Below are 15561 nucleotides of genomic sequence, written 5' to 3'. Positions count from 1 at the left end.
AATCGTTTTGCAAACCGTTGTCGGCAACATGGTCCGGCGTCCACGAGCACCACGGGGATTCGTGGGCGCCACAGCGTCCATGGGGGGCGATGCCGGGGGCGGCCGATGGTCGTTCCCGGCGCCCCGGACCCACGTTCCCCGTCCTCGCGCCAATCAATCCCGCTCCGGCCTAAATCCGGCCAGCCTCGCTCCCGCTCAAGCTCAATCCAGTCCGGCCGGCCCGCTCCCAGGCTCAAGATCGCCCGGCCGTCCGCTTGTTCCGGGGCCGTCCGCCTGGCTTCGCTCCCACTCGATCACTTGTCACGCAGGCCGGCCCGTCTCGCATCTCGCCCGGCCACCAGCCGCGGTGGCGGGTCCTTCCTGATGGCCCAGGACCACGCCTGGGTCCTGCCCCGGGAAACCCGCTCTGCTGGCGGCTCGCACTGCCCAGCCGCCGCTCAGGCATGCTTCCAGGGGGCGGTGAAGCGTGCGTGGGTGGCGGCTCGCACTGCCCAGCCGCCACTCAGCCACGCTTTCCCAGCCGGGAAACCCGCCCCGCCGGCGGCTCGCACTGCCCAGCCGCCACTCAGCCACGCCTACCCACCCGGGAAACCCGCCCCGCCGGCGGCTCGCACTGCCCAGCCGCCACTCAGGCACGCTTCGCGGATCAGGCAGGCGTGGGCGGCGGCTCGCGCAGTCCGGCCGCCGCTCAGGCCCGCTTCGCGGATCAGGCAGGCGTGGGCGGCGGCTCGCGCAGTCCGGCCGCCGCTCAGGCCCGCTTCGCGGATCAGGCGGGCGTGGGCGGCGGCTCGCGCAGTCCGGCCGCCGCTCAGGCACGCTTCGCGGGTGGCTCAGGCCCGCTTCGCGGGTGAGGCGGGCGTGGGCGGCGGCTCGCGCAGTCCGGCCGCCGCTCAGGCACGCTTCGCGGATCAGGCGGGCGTGGGTGGCGGCTCGCGCAGTCCGGCCGCCGCTCAGGCACGCTTCGCGGGTGGCTCAGGCCCGCTTCGCGGATCAGGCGGGCGTGGGCGGCGGCTCGCGCTGTCCGGCCGCCGCTCAGGCGTGCTTTCCGGCCCGGCGGACCCTGCACTGCCGGCGGCTCGCACTGCCGGCGGCTCCGCTGCTCGGTTTGACCGGCGGTGCCGGGAGTGGACGTGACGTCGCCAGCGCGCGGCTGACGCCGCGTTTCGGGCACGGTTGATCACCCGGCCGCGCGGTCATGCTGTCCCATCGCCCGGCAGACAGCGCTGCCGGGCGGCTGAGTGATCGAAGAGGCCGAAACAGCGGCCTCAGCCGCGCGTTGGCGCTGTCACCCGCTGATCATCAGCTGAGACAGCGCTCACGTCGGCCGGTGGAACTCACCTGGCTCCGGGGGTGTGGTCAGGCGAAGAGTGCCAGCGGCACTGCCGCGGCCAGCGCTCCCATGCCGGCGTCGTTCGGGTGCAGGTGGTCACCGCAGTCGTAGGCCGCGAGCATCCGCCGCGGGTCCCGCGGGTCGCGGATCGCCGCGTCGAAGTCGATCACCGCGTCGTACTCGCCCGAGGTCCGCATCCAGGTGTTGAACCGCTCGCGCTCAACCCGGTTGCGCGCGTTGTCGTACGTGCTGCGGGCCCCGCCGAACGGCAGGAGGGTGCCGCCGTAGACGCGCAACCCGGCGCGGCGGCCGCGACTGATGATCTCCCGGTGCCCGGCGATCAGGTCCTCAGCGGTGGTGCCCGGCGTCTGGCCGAGGTCGTTCACCCCGATCAGCGTGATCAGGTAGCGCACCCCGGACTGCTCCAGCACGTCACGTTCGAGGCGGCGGACCGCGGACGGCCCGGCGTGCGCGCGTTCCCCGGAGCGCCCGGTGGGCTGCTCGAACCCGACGAGCAGACGGTTGCCGCTGAGCCCGAGGTTCAGCACGCCCCGCTGCCGGAGCAGGCCCGGCTTGCGGACCTGGCCGTGCTGCGCGAGCCGGCCCGCCGGGACGGAGCCGGACCCCGCACCGGACCCGGCGACGGTCTCCGCGCCGGTCTCCGCGCCGGTGAAGCGTACGTCGTTGATGCCCGGATCGTCGCGGTCCGGATCGTGCAGGCGCAGCCGGGTGGCGAGCAGGTCGGTCCAGCGGTGGTTGGTGTTGAGCTGGGTCCGCACGCCCACGGTGATCGAGTCACCGAGCGCGGCGATCGACGCGGCCGAGCGGCTGGCCCGCACGGTGACCCCGGAGAGCAGCAGGTAGCGGCCGACCCACGAGCCCGCGAACGGCTCGGTGGCGAAGGTCATGTCGCCGTCGCCGATCAGCGTGGACTGGAAGGACTGCGGGCTGACCGTGCCGATCGGGGCCGGCTCCGGCAGGTACAGGCTGATCACCAGGTCGCCGCCGGGCGGCAGGATCAGGTCGGCGGGGTCGCTGGTCAGGGTGCCGCCGGCCGGGAGAACAGCCTCGGTACGCCCACCGAAGGTCAACTGCCGTCCGGTGCCCGGGACGGTCGCGACGCTGTCGAAGGTCCCCCGCCGCAGCGCGATCCGGGCGGTGGCGATGCGTACCGCGCTGGTGCCGAACGTGTTGGTCAGGGTGACGCAGGGCCGGTCTCCGCCGACGCTGAGGTGGACGACCTGCCGTATCGTCTGGTTCGCCACCGTGATCACCTGGCCGGGTTTGACCGCGGTCGGCGCGGTCGCCCAGGTCGCGACCCGGGTCGGCGCTTCGCGGACCGGGTTGCGCTGACCGGCGGCGCCGGGTGTGGCGGCCAGCAGGACAGTGCCGGCACCGCCGAGCAGCAGGGCTCGCCGGGAGGTGGCCCGGCCGAGGGCAGCCCAGCTGCCCGGCCCGGGTACGCCCCCGCTCCCCGCCATACCGATGAGAAAGTTATTTCGCTTTATGGCGACAAATTAAGGAACGGCCGCTCGCGCCGTCAAGCCGCTGAAAGGCGTACCGGCCCCCGGTGGTGTGACGGTTGTCGCACCACCGAGAGCCGGTGATCAATACCCGAAGGTCAGGCAGTTGTGCAGGTCAGGTTGTTGACTTGCGGCGCCGTCGCCCCGGAGGCGAGGAACCCGAACGTGACATGACCGTTCGCCGGGACCGAGGCGTTCCACGACTCGTTCGTCACCGTGACGAGCGAGCCGCTGGCGGTCGCCTTGCCGCTCCAGGCCTGGGCCAGGGTCTGGCTGCCGGGGAAGGTCCAGGAGACGTTCCAGCCGTTCACCGGCGTGGAGCCGGCGTGGACCATCACCTCACCCTGGAACCCGCCCGACCAGGCGGACGTGATCGAGTACATCGCGCTGCAGCCCCCGGTACCCGGGTTCGGGTGCGAGGGCGAAGGGCCCGGGTTGGACGGGCTCGGGCTGGACGGCTGCGGGTTGGACGGGCTCGGGCTGGCCGGGGTGCTCGGGCTGGGTGACTGGGTGCCGCCGTTGCCGATCCCGGTGACCTCACCGTTGCCGCCGTCGAAGACCACGTCCGAGCAGCCGTAGAAGGTCTCCGTGCTGTCCGAGCGGGACCAGACCGAGTAGATCAGGTGCTTGCCGGTCTTGCCGGCGGGCAGCCGGCCGGTCCAGTAGTAGTGGCCGTCGTCGGTGCCCGGCCCGCCGTTGGCCGGCGGGTTGGTGACCTGGTCGAACGGGGTCGGCTCCAGGTCGCTCCACTTCAGCGGCTTGGTCGGGTCGTACCCGTCCTTCGTGATGTACAGGTAGAACGTGCCGGGGTGCTTGGCCCAGTTGTTGTACTTGACATTGATGTTCGCGCCGGCCGTCAGGTGGGTCGTCGGCCAGTCGTTGCGGGCCAGGTTGAACCCGGTGAAGTTGTACGGCCCACCGGTCCCCCCGCTGCACAGCGTGCCGTCCGGGAGGAATCCGTTGACCCGCCCGGCGCCGTCCGAGCGGAGCACGGCGAACCAGTTGTAGAGCGAGTTCACGCCGCTCTGCGCCACCGCCGCGGCACAGGCCGCGTTCTTGGGCTCGATGGCGCCGGTCTGCGGGTTGCGCCCGTCCTGGTAGCAGAACCAGGTACGGCTACCCGGCACCTGGATGGCGCCGTGCGCCTGAGCGGGCGAGCTGGGTAGTGCCAGGATCCCGGCTGCCGCAGCGAACAGGGCCACGGCAGCCATGCGTACGAATCTCATCTGATCACCCCTGGGGGAAGAGCCGGGCGTAGTCGGCGTAGCCGGTGGCGACGTCGACCTGGGCCCAGAACCGGTGATAGTTGAACGTGGGCGCGGGTCCGCCCTTCAGGTACGCGTCGACCTTCGGGAACTCCGGGTCGCTGCGGTAGAAGGAGCGGATGTCGAGGAACGACACGCCCGGCTGGATGACGTCGCCGTTCGGCATCTCGCCGCGCCAGCCCTGCGGGATGTAGATGCCCTGGCCCGTGGAGGCGTTGTAGGCGTCGTCCATCCGGTTGTAGTCGGCCCGGGTCTCGGTCACCGAGACGCCCTTGTCGTCCTTGTACGCCCAGATCGCGTCGAGCAGCCCCTTGGCCGCCGTCTTCGCCTGCGCGTTGCCGGACTTCGCGGCGTAGTAGGTGAGCAGCTTGGCGAACGAGCCCGCGATGCCCAGGTCCTGACCGTGGGCGGTGACCCGGACGCGCAGGTTGGTGTTCGGCTGCGGGCTGGACGGGTTCCACGTGGCCGGAGCGCCCGACCACTCCATCTCGGCGGGGATGGAGAAGCTGTCCGCCTCGATGGTGGTGTTCGCCAGCGCCCACGGCACCCACTTGTCGAGCACCGCCTTGGCCTTGGCGTTCCCGGTCACGTAGTACAGCTCGGCGAGCCGTTCCAGCGACCAGGTCTGCATGCCGAACCAGCGGTTGGACGGCGGGTCGGCGTAGACCGGGGCTTCCACGTACGCGAGACCGTAGAAGGTCGGCGTGCCGGCCGGCCGCGCCGAGTAGTTGCCGTTCCAGCTGTTCGTCGCGCCGCCGGCGATGGCGCCGTCGGCGGACTGCAGCCACTGGTAGAACTCGAGCTGCCGGTCCAGGCTGGCCTGCCAGTCCGCCTTCGCGGTCGGCGACTTCGGGGTGAACGCGCTGACGTTGGACAGGATGTACGCCGCCATCGGGTTCTGGTAGCCGAAGTGGCTGGTGCTGGAGCCGATCCGCCACGCCCAGCCGGCGCTGGTGTCGTACGCGCCGCCCCAGGCGTAGTACCAGGACATCAGGTTGCTCGACGCGTTCTTACCGGTGCCCGCGGGGCACGAGGTGGACGCGCAACCGGGCTGCTTGAAGTACTTGTCGTAGAACGAGTACCGCAGGTAGTCACCCATCTTGGCGGCCTTGGCCACCGCGTCGGAGATCTGCGACGCCTTGCCCTGCTCGGTGGCCCACTGGTGCGCCCAGTACGCCACCTGCACCGCACGCGCGTCGGCGTCCGGGGCGTTGGTGTACTTCCACTGCTTGGCGTACGAGGCGTCCTTGGTGAACAGGTCGAGGAAGCCGTTCGGGCCGCCGTGCGCGAAGGTGTCGCAGGACGGCTGCGGCACGGTCTCGAACACCGACTCCTGCGGGCCGCGCTGGAACGTGTTGATGTACGTGACCCGGGTGGTCCCGTCACCGCAGTGCCCGAAGCCGTACGTGTTGTCGACGTCCAGCAGCCAGTGCATGCCGTAGATGTCGTCGGTGCCGTACGCCGCCTTCAGCTCGGCCGCGAGCGGGTCAGTGCCCACCGAGACCGACGAGTCCAGCTGCGACGGGTACTGCGACGGCTGCGGGTACTCGGCCGCGTACGTCGCCGGCTTCTGCGCGTTGTAGTTGGCGTTGGTCGGCTGGTCGGCGTGCGACGGGATGATGTACTTCTCCATCGTCGCCCAGGCGCTGTTGAACGGCGCCCACTCACCGGTGATCTGGCCGTGCTCGGCCTCCAGCCAGAGCCAGTAGCTGAACGCCTCACTGGTGGTCTCGTGGCCGTGGTCGGGCGCCTCGTTGATCAGCGTCTCGATCGAGTGGTACGGCACGCCCTCCGGGCTGAAGTACCCGTTGGCCGGGTTCTTCAGGTCGTTGTAGAGCTGGGTGAACCGGGCGTCGACCGAGCCCTCTTCGATGATCGTGACACCGAGCTGGGCCGCGGTGTGCCCGGTCGCGGTGGCCGCGATCGTGGCGGTGGAGCCGACGGTGGCCGAGGTGGCCGCCGCGACCGACACGTTCTGCGCGGTGTTCCAGTTCGACGGGGTGAAGGTGAGCGTGGCCGGGGTGGCGGTGACCGCCGTGGTCCCGGCGGTGCGGGCGACCGCGACGCTGACGTTCGCCGTCGGCGCCTTGCTCAGCTTCAGCTGCCACTGGCCGCTCTTGCCGGCCGCGAGGGCCAGCGAGGTGGCGCTGGCGACGACCGACGGGGTGGTCGCCGCGTCGACGAAGACCGGCACGTCGGCCGTGCTGCTCTTCAGCCCGGCGCCGTCGTAGGCCACGGCCTGGAGGTGGTAGGCCGCGGACTGCGCGGGGACGCCGTCCCAGGTGTACGCGTACGGGGCGGTGGTGTCGCTGCCCAGCAGCAGACCGTCGTGGTAGAACTCGACCCGGCTGATCGTCTGCCCACTGGCCGCCGCCGCGGTCGCCGCGATCGGGATGGACGCCGGTGCGGTGAACCGGGTGTTCGCGGCCGGGCTGGTGATCTGCACGGTCGGCACGTTCGCCGTCTGGTTGCAGGCCGTCCCGTTCAGCGTGAACGCGGTCGGCACCGGGTTGGCCGAGCCGAACGTGCCGTTGAAGCCGGTGCCGACGCTGGCGTTGGTGCCCAGATTGCCGTTCCAGGCGGCGTTGGCCACGGTGACGTGCTGGCCGCTCTGGCTGTAGACGCCGCTCCAGCCCTGGCCGGCCTTCTGGCCGGCGTCCGGGAAGTCGAACTCCAGCTTCCAGCTGGTCAGCGGGTCACCGGTGTTCTTGATCTGGATGTCGCCGGTGAAGCCGCCGGGCCATTGGCTCTGCACCTTGTACACGACGGTGCAGCCGGCCGCGGCGTAGGCCGGGGCGCCGGCTGCCAGGACCGCGCCGGCGCCGAGGACGGCGACGCCGGTGAGGGCCAGCCTGCGTCGCAGGCGTTGACGGAATGGTCTCACGGTGTTCCTCTCCGCCGGACCGGCGACGCTCAGCGCATCGCCGGCCCGGCCCGCGGGGACGGGGTGGTGCTCAGGTGGTGGAACAGGTGATCGGGGACGGAACGGGGTTGGTGGTGCCGGTGTTGCTGCCGAGGAATCCGAAGGTCGTGGATGCCCCGGACGACAGCGCGCCGTTGTACCCGGCGTTGACGACGCTCACGTTCGCGCCGGACTGGGTGGCGGTGCCGCCCCAGCTCTGGGTGACGGCCTGGCCGCCGGTGTAGGCCCAGGTGACCTTCCAGGCGGTGGTGGCGGCCGTGCCGGTGTTCTTGACGGTCACCTCGCCCTGGAAGCCGCCGCCCCACTGACCGGTCACCTTGTAGATGGCGGTGCAGGACGCAGTGCCCGTGGAAGGAGAAGGGCTCGGTGAGACGGAGACCGACGGCGAGACCGACGGCGAGACCGACGGCGACGGAGAAGCTGAGGAGGAACTGGCCGAGGGCGACGGGGAGACCGGGCCGCCGGCGCGATCGGCGTAGAGGATTCCGCGGCCGTTGGTGCCCAGGTACACCCGGCCCCAGATCCGCGGGTCACCGGCGAGGGCGTCGCCCGCGTTGCCGTACTGATGCTGGTCGTCGTTTATCCGTACCCAGCTCGCTCCGGTGTCGTCGGACCGGTAGACCCCGGCCGTCCCGTCGACCGTGCCCACCAGGAAGATCGCCGGGCGGGTCGCGCCCGGCGCGGCCCTGCCGAAGGCGACGTTGATGCCCTTGCTCACGCCGCTGACCGCGGTGAAGGTCGTCCCGGAGTCGGTGGAGCGCAGCAGACCGGTCTCCCCCGCGAGCCACACCTCACCCGGCGCGCCGGGCACCGCACGCAGGTTGACGCGTCCGGTCGCCGGCATGGCAGCAGCCGACTCCGCGAAGGTCGCCCCACCGTCCGTGCTCGTGTAGAACTTGCCCGCGGCGTACGCATAGAAGGTCTTGGGGTTGACCCGGTCCGACTCCACCTTGGCCCCGGCCGGGATCCCGGTCGAAGCGGTCCACGAGCTGCCCCGCGTGGTCGAGTAGTGCACGCCGGTGCCGGCCGGCGACCAGACCACCGCGTTCGCGTCGGCGCCGACCGCCACGGTGCCGCCGCCGGTGACCCCGGACGGCTGTTGCCCCTGGTACCAGTTCTTGCCGCCGTCGTTGGAGATGCCGATGTGCGGAGCCGCCGAGTTGTTGCCGACCCGCACGAAGAACTGCGGGTTGAGCTCGGCGAAGTCGAGGCCGGTGTTGCTGCCCAGGTTCGGGCTGTCGTGGTAGCTCGCCGGCACCGTGTCCAGATCGGCGTGGTAGAAGCCGCCGACGTCGAAGAGGGCGCTGACCAGCGGCGCGCCGGTCGGTGGGCTGGCCAGGTCCTGGACCGCGGTCTCCTCCAGGCCCTTGGCGAACGGCTTGATGGTGAACGTGGTGTTGCGGTCCCAGTTGGTCAGCTGGGTGGTGCCGTAGACGGTGGCGCCGGTGCCGTAGAACAGGCGGTCGGAGTTGAACGGGTCGATCGCGAGGGACTCGTTCATCCAGCCGAGCTTCGGGGCCTCCTCCGGCGGTGTCGGGTTGCCGTTGAAGTCCAGCCACGGGTTCGCCGAGATGTCCATGGTGTATCGCTTGGTACGGCTCGGGTAGCCGTTCCAGTCCCAGATCCGGGTCCAGGTGGCGCCGTAGTCGGTGCTGCGGAAGAAGATCGCGTCCGGGAACCAGGAGATCTGGGTGGCGACCATCAGTGTGCCCGGCTTCTGCGCGTCGACCGTCAGGCCGGAGTAGCCGTAGTACCGGTCGGCGACCGGGGTCGGCGAGATGTCGGTCCAGGTGCCGGTCGTGGTGTCCAGCCGCGCGACCTGCCCGGCCGTCCCGTCGTACGGGCCTCCGGTGTCACTGGTCGCGATGAACAGGTACCTGCCCTGCACGACGCCCTTGTGCGCGAGATAACCGGTCGGCTGGCCCGGGATCCGCTCCCACGTGGCCCCGGAGTCGAGCGACCGGTAGACCGGGTTCTCCTTGTCCGCCACGCCGACGTAGATCGCCGGCGAAGCGGAGTCGAAGGTGACCCAGGTGAGTCCTTGGTTCTGGCTGAGGTAACCGTTCGTGTCCGACGGGTCCTGGACGTAGTTGCCGGCGTTCGGGAATTGGGACACCTTGCCCCACGTGACGCCGTAGTCGGTGCTGCGCCAGAGCCCGTTTCCGCCCTCGGCGGCGAAATAGACGTTCCGGTTGTTGCGCGGGTCGACCGCGAGGCGCTCCCCCATGCCGCGCCCGGGCATGTTGCCGCCGACCTTGAACGGCAGCGCGGTCCGCTGCCAGGTGTTTCCCTTGTCCGTCGAGCGCAGGATGGCGCCGTTGTTCGGGTCCCAGCTGTTGGTGTACATGCCGACCGCGGCGTAGACCCGGTCGGTGGCGACCGGGTCGGGCGCGATGCTCAGCACGCCGTTGTGGCCCCAGTCGTCCTGTCCCACCCAGTCCAGCAAGGGTGTCCAGGACTGGGCCGTCTGGTTCCAGCGGTAGGCGCCGCCGATGTCGGTGCGCGCGTAGATCAGGTTCTTCTCGCCCGGGTTGAAGACGATGCCCGGGACGAAACCACCGCCGTCGATCCGCACGTTCTTCCAGGTGTACGGCTCGGCGGCGGCCGCGGTGGCGGCGCCCGGACCGGCCACCACGGCGACCGCCGCGGCCGCGGTCAGCAGGGCGGCGACCAGCGCGCCGGCGGGGGACCTTCGCATACGGGCACCTTCCATCGACGAACGTTCATGTGGGAGCGCTCCCAGCAGCGTCGTTCCCCGTCATCGGTATGTCAAGAGCCGGAAACACCGCGCACACGCTTCGTGGCCGCGCGTGAAAACCGTCGCGATTACGGAGAGCAGCGGCCGATCACGGGGCGTTGCGGGCTTGGGGTTACCTGGGTAAAGAGAGGCTGCTGAGGTCGGCAGCGTAGGACGAAGACGGCATCCAGGGACAAAAGTACGGGTCTTCGGCTGTGTATCATTCGGCCCGGAACACGCAGGCCGACGCCACCGCACGTCGTCCGGCCGGCCCGGCGAGAGCCGGGGACGCGGTCGGCAGCACGTGGCGTAACCGCGGCCCGCGAGCGGTGGAGGAGATTGCATGAAGGTTTGCGTTGTCGGTACCGGCTACGTCGGTCTGACCACCGGCGTCAGCCTCGCCTTCCTCGGGCACGAGGTGACATGCCTCGATCTCGACCAGGCGAAGGTCGACATGCTGCGGGCCGGACGCTGTCCGATCTACGAGCCCGGCATGGAGGAGTTGCTCGCCGAGGCGGCGCCGAACCTGACGTTCACCACCTCGTACGAGGACGCCGTCCCCGGCTCCGACGTGGTCTTCGTGGCGGTGCAGACGCCGTCGGCCGAGGACGGCAGCCCCGACCTGCGGTACCTGCGCAGCGCGGCGGAGAGCGTGGCGCAGGCCCTGGACCACGACTTCACCGTCGTCGTCAACAAGTCGACCGTCCCGATCGGCAGCGGCAACTGGGTGGACGCCATCCTGCGCGACTCGTTCGTGCAGCGCGCGGAGAAGAACGGTGAGTTCGCCGTCGCCTCCAACCCGGAGTTCCTGCGGGAGGGCAACGCCATCGCGGACACCCTCTACCCCGACCGGATCGTCATCGGCTCGGACAACCCGCGCAGCCTCGAGGTGCTCAACCGCCTCTACCGGCCGATCATCAACCAGACGTTCACGCCGCCGACCTTCCTGCCCCGGCCGGAGGACGTCAACGCGGTCCCGCTGGTCTCCACCGACCTGGCGTCGGCCGAGCTGATCAAGTACGCGGCGAACGCCTTCCTGGCTCTCAAGATCAGCTACGCGAACGAGATCGGGCAGCTCGCCGCCAAGGTCGGCGCGGACATCACCGAGGTGGCCCGCGGCATGGGCCTGGACCAGCGGATCGGCTCCCGGTTCCTGCAGTCCGGCGTGGGCTGGGGCGGCTCCTGCTTCGGCAAGGACACCAAGGCCCTGATCGCGACCGCCGCCGAGTACAACCTCGAGATGCCGATCGTGCAGGCGGCCCGCGACGTCAACCAGCGCCAGCGGGCGATCGCCGTGGAGCGCCTCCAGGACGAGCTGCGCATCCTCAAGGGGCGCAAGATCGGGCTGCTCGGGCTGGCGTTCAAGCCGAACACCGACGACCTGCGCGACGCGCCGGCACTCGACATCGCGAACTCGCTGCTCGCCCGGGGCGCCCGGGTCAAGCTGCACGACCCGGTGGCGACCGAGCGGTTCCGGGTGGAGCAGCCGGAGCTGGCGGCGTACCTGACCGAGACGATCGACGAGCTCTTCGCCGACTGCGACGCCGTCGTGCTGGTCACCGAGTGGGCGCAGTACCTCGAGCTGGACTGGTCGAAGTTCGTCGGTCTGATGCGTACGCCGGTGGTGCTGGACGGCCGCCACGTGCTCGACGCGGAGCGCATGCGCCGGCTCGGTTACCGCTACCTGGCGGTCGCGCGCTAGCGCGCCGCGACGTTACAACAGACCCGCCGCGGTGGCCCTGTGCCACCGCGGCGGTTCCTTTTTGCGGCTGAACCGCCGGATGCGCCCCTTGCCGACTGAAGCAGCTTCCCGCGAACGCCAACAAAACCGACTCACTCTTATCCATACGCCGGTTTAAGGCGGAGATTTCGGGGTATAACGGTGCAAGTTGTGTGCCTCTTTCGCCAATCTTCTTAACCGGTTAAGGTTCCGAGGTATCGCAGCGATATCGTTACCGACTCGATCACGGCGAAATCATTGCGCAACTTGCTGGTTACCTCTTGACTGTTGGTCAAGAAGCGCTTCGGACGGCGGCGTCATCATGACGCCGGAGGCGCTATATGACATAGGGAGCGGTATGTTCGGTCAACGTGGGAGTTCGCGATCCCGGGTCGCGCTCGCCGGTGCCCTCAGCGTCGGGCTTGCTTTCAGCCTGACCGCTTGTGGCGGGGACAGCGACTCGGAAGGCGGATCCACCGACACTCAGGCAGCGTCGATCGACTGCGCGCCGTACAAGGCGTTCGGCGACCTGACGGGCAAGACGGTCACGATTTACACCGGAATCGTCACTCCGGAGGACACTCCCCACAAGGAGTCGTACAAGCCCTTCGAGCAGTGCACCGGCGTCACGGTTAAGTACGAGGGCGACAAGGCCTTCGAGACCCAGATCCTGGTCCGCGCCAAGGCCGGCAACCCGCCGGACGTGGCGTTCGTGCCCCAGCCGGGTCTGCTGCAGCAGCTCGTCGCCACCGGCAAGGCGGTCGAGGCCCCGGCCGAGACCGCGGCCAACGTCGACAAGTGGTTCGGCGAGGACTGGAAGAGCTACGGCACGGTCGACAACAAGTTCTACGCCGCGCCGCTCGGTGCGAACGTGAAGTCCCTGGTGTGGTACTCCCCGAAGGAGTTCGAGGAGGCCGGCTACACCGTTCCCACCACGCTCGACCAGCTGAAGACGCTGACCGACAAGATGGTGACGGACGGCAAGAAGCCGTGGTGCGCCGGCATCTCCAGCGGTGAGGCCACCGGTTGGCCGCTCACCGACTGGATGGAGGACTTCATGCTCCGGACCGGTGGTCCGGAGACCTACGACAAGTGGGTCAAGCACGAGATCCCGTTCAACGGCCCCGAGGCCACCGCGGCCCTCGACGCCGTCGGTGCGTACCTGAAGAACGACCAGTACGTGAACGGTGGTCTCGGCGACGTCAAGAGCATCGCCAGCACCACGTTCCAGGACGCCGGTCTGCCGATCCTCGACGGGCAGTGCTCGCTGCACCGCCAGGCGAGCTTCTACGCGGCGAACTTCCCGAAGGAGACGAATATCGCCAAGGACGGCGATATCTACGCGTTCTACCTGCCGGGCAAGGACGAGACCAGCAAGCCGGTTCTCGGCGGTGGCGAGTTCGTTCTCGCGTTCGCCGACCGTCCCGAGGTCAAGGCGTTCCAGACCTACCTGTCCAGCGACGTGTGGGCCAACGCCAAGGCCAAGCTGTCGTCGGGCTGGGTCAGCGCCAACAAGGGCCTCGACCCGAACAACCTGAAGAACCCGATCGACCAGCTGTCGGCGACCATCCTGCTCGACCCGAACGCGACCTTCCGGTTCGACGCGTCGGACCTGATGCCCGCCGCGGTCGGCTCCAACGCGTTCTGGAAGCAGACGACGGCCTGGATCGCCAGCGGACAGGACACCAAGACGACTCTGGACAACATCGAGAAGGCTTGGCCGCAGTAATGCGCTAGCACCACCGCGGGGCCGGTCGGGATCTTGCCCGACCGGCCTCTAGCAGTTCGGCCGTCTTTGCACTTCACTAGTCTTCTTGCTGGGAATCCGCCCTAGGAGGAACGGGACGCGTGTTCACCACCGCCTCCACCACCACCGACAAGCTCGTCCAGATGTTCGCGGCGATCTTGTTGTTCGCCGCTGTCGTCGGCGTGCTCCTGTTCATCGCCGGTCGTTTCGGCGGTAAGCGCGACCGCGTGGTCGCCTATCTCTACCTCGCCCCCGTCGTGCTGATGCTCAGCGTGGGCCTCCTCTACCCCGGCGTGCGCACCATCTACGAGTCGTTCTTCAACGCCGCAGGTGACGCGTTCATCGGGATCGACAACTACAAGACCATCTTCACCGACTCGGAGCAGTTGGTCGTGCTCCGCAACACGGCGTTCTGGGTGCTGCTCACGCCGTTCGCGGCGACCGGCGTCGGCATGCTCTACGCGATCCTGGTCGACAAGGCCAAGGGCGAGGCGTTCGCCAAGGCGCTGATCTTCCTGCCGATGTCGATCTCGTTCGTCGCGGCGTCGGTGATCTGGAAGTTCATGTACGAGTACCGCCCCGACCAGGGCAACGTGAAGCAGATCGGTCTGGTCAACCAGATCATCGTCTGGCTCGGCGGCAAGCCGGTCCAGCTGCTGATCGACTCGCCGCTGAACACCTTCCTGCTGATCGCGGTCATGATCTGGATCCAGGCCGGCTTCGCGATGACCGTGCTGTCGGCGGCCATCAAGGCGATCCCGGACGACATCATCGAAGCGGCCCGTCTCGACGGTGTCGGACCGTGGGGCATGTTCCGCTTCGTCACGCTGCCGGCCATCCGCCCGGCGGTGATCGTCGTGATCACCACCATCGCGATCGGCACGCTCAAGGTCTTCGACATCGTGCAGACGATGACCGGCGGCCGGTTCAACACGAGCGTGATCGCCAACGAGTTCTACAGCCAGAGCTTCCGCAGCGCCAACCAGGGCCTCGGCGCCGCGCTCGCGGTCGTGCTGTTCGTTCTCGTGATCCCGATCGTCGTGTACAACATCCGGCAGCTTCGCCGTTCGGAGGCGTGATGACTACCGCTACTCCCCTCACCACCACGCCTCCGGTCGCCGTGGACAAGAAGGAATCCGCCGCGTCCAAGGCGAAGAAGAAGCTCACTTCGCCGTGGGCGTCACTCGTCGCGATCATCATCGCGGTGCTCTGGACGCTGCCGACGTTCGGCCTGCTGATCTCCTCGTTCCGGCCGGAGCGGGCGATCAAGACGAGCGGCTGGTGGACGTGGTTCTCCGACCCGACGTTCACCCTGGACAACTACCGGTCGGTCTTCGACCCGGACGCCATCAACCTGGCCGACTTCTTCCTGAACTCGATCGTCATCACACTGCCGGCAGTGATCATTCCGCTCTGCCTGGCGTCACTGGCGGCGTACGCGTTCGCCTGGATGAAGTTCCCCGGGAAGAACTTCCTGTTCATCGCGATCTTCGCCCTGCAGATCGTGCCGATCCAGGTGACCCTGATTCCCCTGCTGACGCTCTACGTCGACATGGGCATCGCGAACACCTTCTGGACGCTGTGGCTGTCGCACTCGGCATTCGCACTGCCGCTGGCGATCTACATCCTGCACAACTTCATCAAGGAAGTGCCGTCCAGCCTGATCGAAGCCGCCCGCATGGACGGCGCCGGCCACGTGGCGATCTTCTTCCGGGTGCTGCTGCCCCTGCTCACCCCCGCGCTCGCCGCGTTCGGCATCTTCCAGTTCCTCTGGGTCTGGAACGACCTGCTGGTCTCGCTGACGTTCGCCGGCTCGCCGGAGATCTCCCCGCTCACCGTCCAGCTGTCCAACCTCAGCGGCACCCGCGGCACGGCCTGGCACCTGCTCTCCGCAGGCGCCTTCGTCTCGATCATCGTGCCGGTCACGGTGTTCCTGCTGCTTCAGCGCTACTTCGTCCGAGGCCTGCTCGCAGGCAGCGTCAAGGGGTAGCTGTATCCGCGTCACCAAGGGCCGCATCCAGCTTCGGATGCGGCCCTTGCGCTTCACCCCGCTTGCCGCCGCACGCTCGACCCCTCCTGCTCACCTCCGCGCGCTTCACCCCTCCCGCTTACGCCTTCCTTCCGCTTACCCCTCCCTTCCGCTTACCCCTTCCTCCGCTTACGCCTTCCAAGATCAACATCCTCCCCGGTACGGGCATTCGCCGCCCCGCCGAAACCTGCCCGTCCCGCCGAGCCGCGCGGCCACCTGCCATTCAAGGCCGAAGCGCGACCACCGGGAAACGCCACGGCTGCCGCCCAGGCCCCAGCCCTCAGCTG

At 69.1% G+C, this 15561-nt stretch carries 8 protein-coding genes; 4 read left to right on the top strand and 4 right to left on the bottom strand.

Going from position 1 to position 15561, the window contains the following annotated elements; all coding sequences use genetic code 11:
* Positions 1 to 1356: 1356 nt before the first annotated feature.
* The 4 genes from OHA21_RS03020 to OHA21_RS03005 form a co-directional block, all read right to left on the bottom strand.
* A complete protein-coding gene (locus OHA21_RS03020) occupies positions 1357 to 2811 on the bottom strand; it encodes a GDSL-type esterase/lipase family protein (RefSeq protein ID WP_328469882.1) in 1455 nt (484 codons plus the stop codon).
* A 140-nt stretch (positions 2812 to 2951) separates the two neighbouring features.
* A complete protein-coding gene (locus tag OHA21_RS03015) occupies positions 2952 to 4079 on the bottom strand; it encodes a lytic polysaccharide monooxygenase auxiliary activity family 9 protein (RefSeq protein WP_328469880.1) in 1128 nt (375 codons plus the stop codon).
* A 4-nt stretch (positions 4080 to 4083) separates the two neighbouring features.
* Complete coding sequence (locus OHA21_RS03010) at positions 4084 to 7002, bottom strand: glycoside hydrolase family 48 protein (RefSeq protein ID WP_328469878.1); 2919 nt, start codon at positions 7000 to 7002, stop codon at positions 4084 to 4086.
* Between the two features lie 70 nt (positions 7003 to 7072).
* Positions 7073 to 9739 (bottom strand): cellulose binding domain-containing protein, encoded by a 2667-nt coding sequence (locus OHA21_RS03005; protein ID WP_328469876.1) that lies wholly within the window; start codon positions 9737 to 9739, stop codon positions 7073 to 7075.
* A gap of 382 nt (positions 9740 to 10121) precedes the next feature.
* On the opposite strand from OHA21_RS03005, the gene OHA21_RS03000 reads away from it, so the two are divergent.
* The 4 genes from OHA21_RS03000 to OHA21_RS02985 all read left to right on the top strand — a co-directional run bounded on the left by OHA21_RS03000 (position 10122) and on the right by OHA21_RS02985 (position 15235).
* Complete coding sequence (locus OHA21_RS03000) at positions 10122 to 11480, top strand: UDP-glucose dehydrogenase family protein (protein WP_328469874.1); 1359 nt, start codon at positions 10122 to 10124, stop codon at positions 11478 to 11480.
* Between the two features lie 376 nt (positions 11481 to 11856).
* The gene (locus OHA21_RS02995) at positions 11857 to 13227 is read left to right on the top strand and encodes an ABC transporter substrate-binding protein (RefSeq protein ID WP_328469872.1); all 1371 of its coding nucleotides are present in this window, start codon (positions 11857 to 11859) and stop codon (positions 13225 to 13227) included.
* Between the two features lie 161 nt (positions 13228 to 13388).
* Complete coding sequence (locus OHA21_RS02990; RefSeq protein ID WP_328478264.1) at positions 13389 to 14324, top strand: carbohydrate ABC transporter permease; 936 nt, start codon at positions 13389 to 13391, stop codon at positions 14322 to 14324.
* Positions 14324 to 15235: a carbohydrate ABC transporter permease gene (locus OHA21_RS02985; protein WP_328469870.1), complete on the top strand. Its 912-nt coding sequence runs from the start codon at positions 14324 to 14326 to the stop codon at positions 15233 to 15235. Before OHA21_RS02990 ends, OHA21_RS02985 begins: the two co-directional genes overlap by 1 nt.
* Positions 15236 to 15561 lie beyond the last annotated feature (326 nt).

Origin of the sequence: Actinoplanes sp. NBC_00393, assembly GCF_036053395.1 — a bacterium.
Lineage (GTDB): Bacteria > Actinomycetota > Actinomycetes > Mycobacteriales > Micromonosporaceae > Actinoplanes.
Note: the sequence above shows the minus strand (reverse complement) of the source record. Positions and strands in the feature narration are given on the sequence as shown.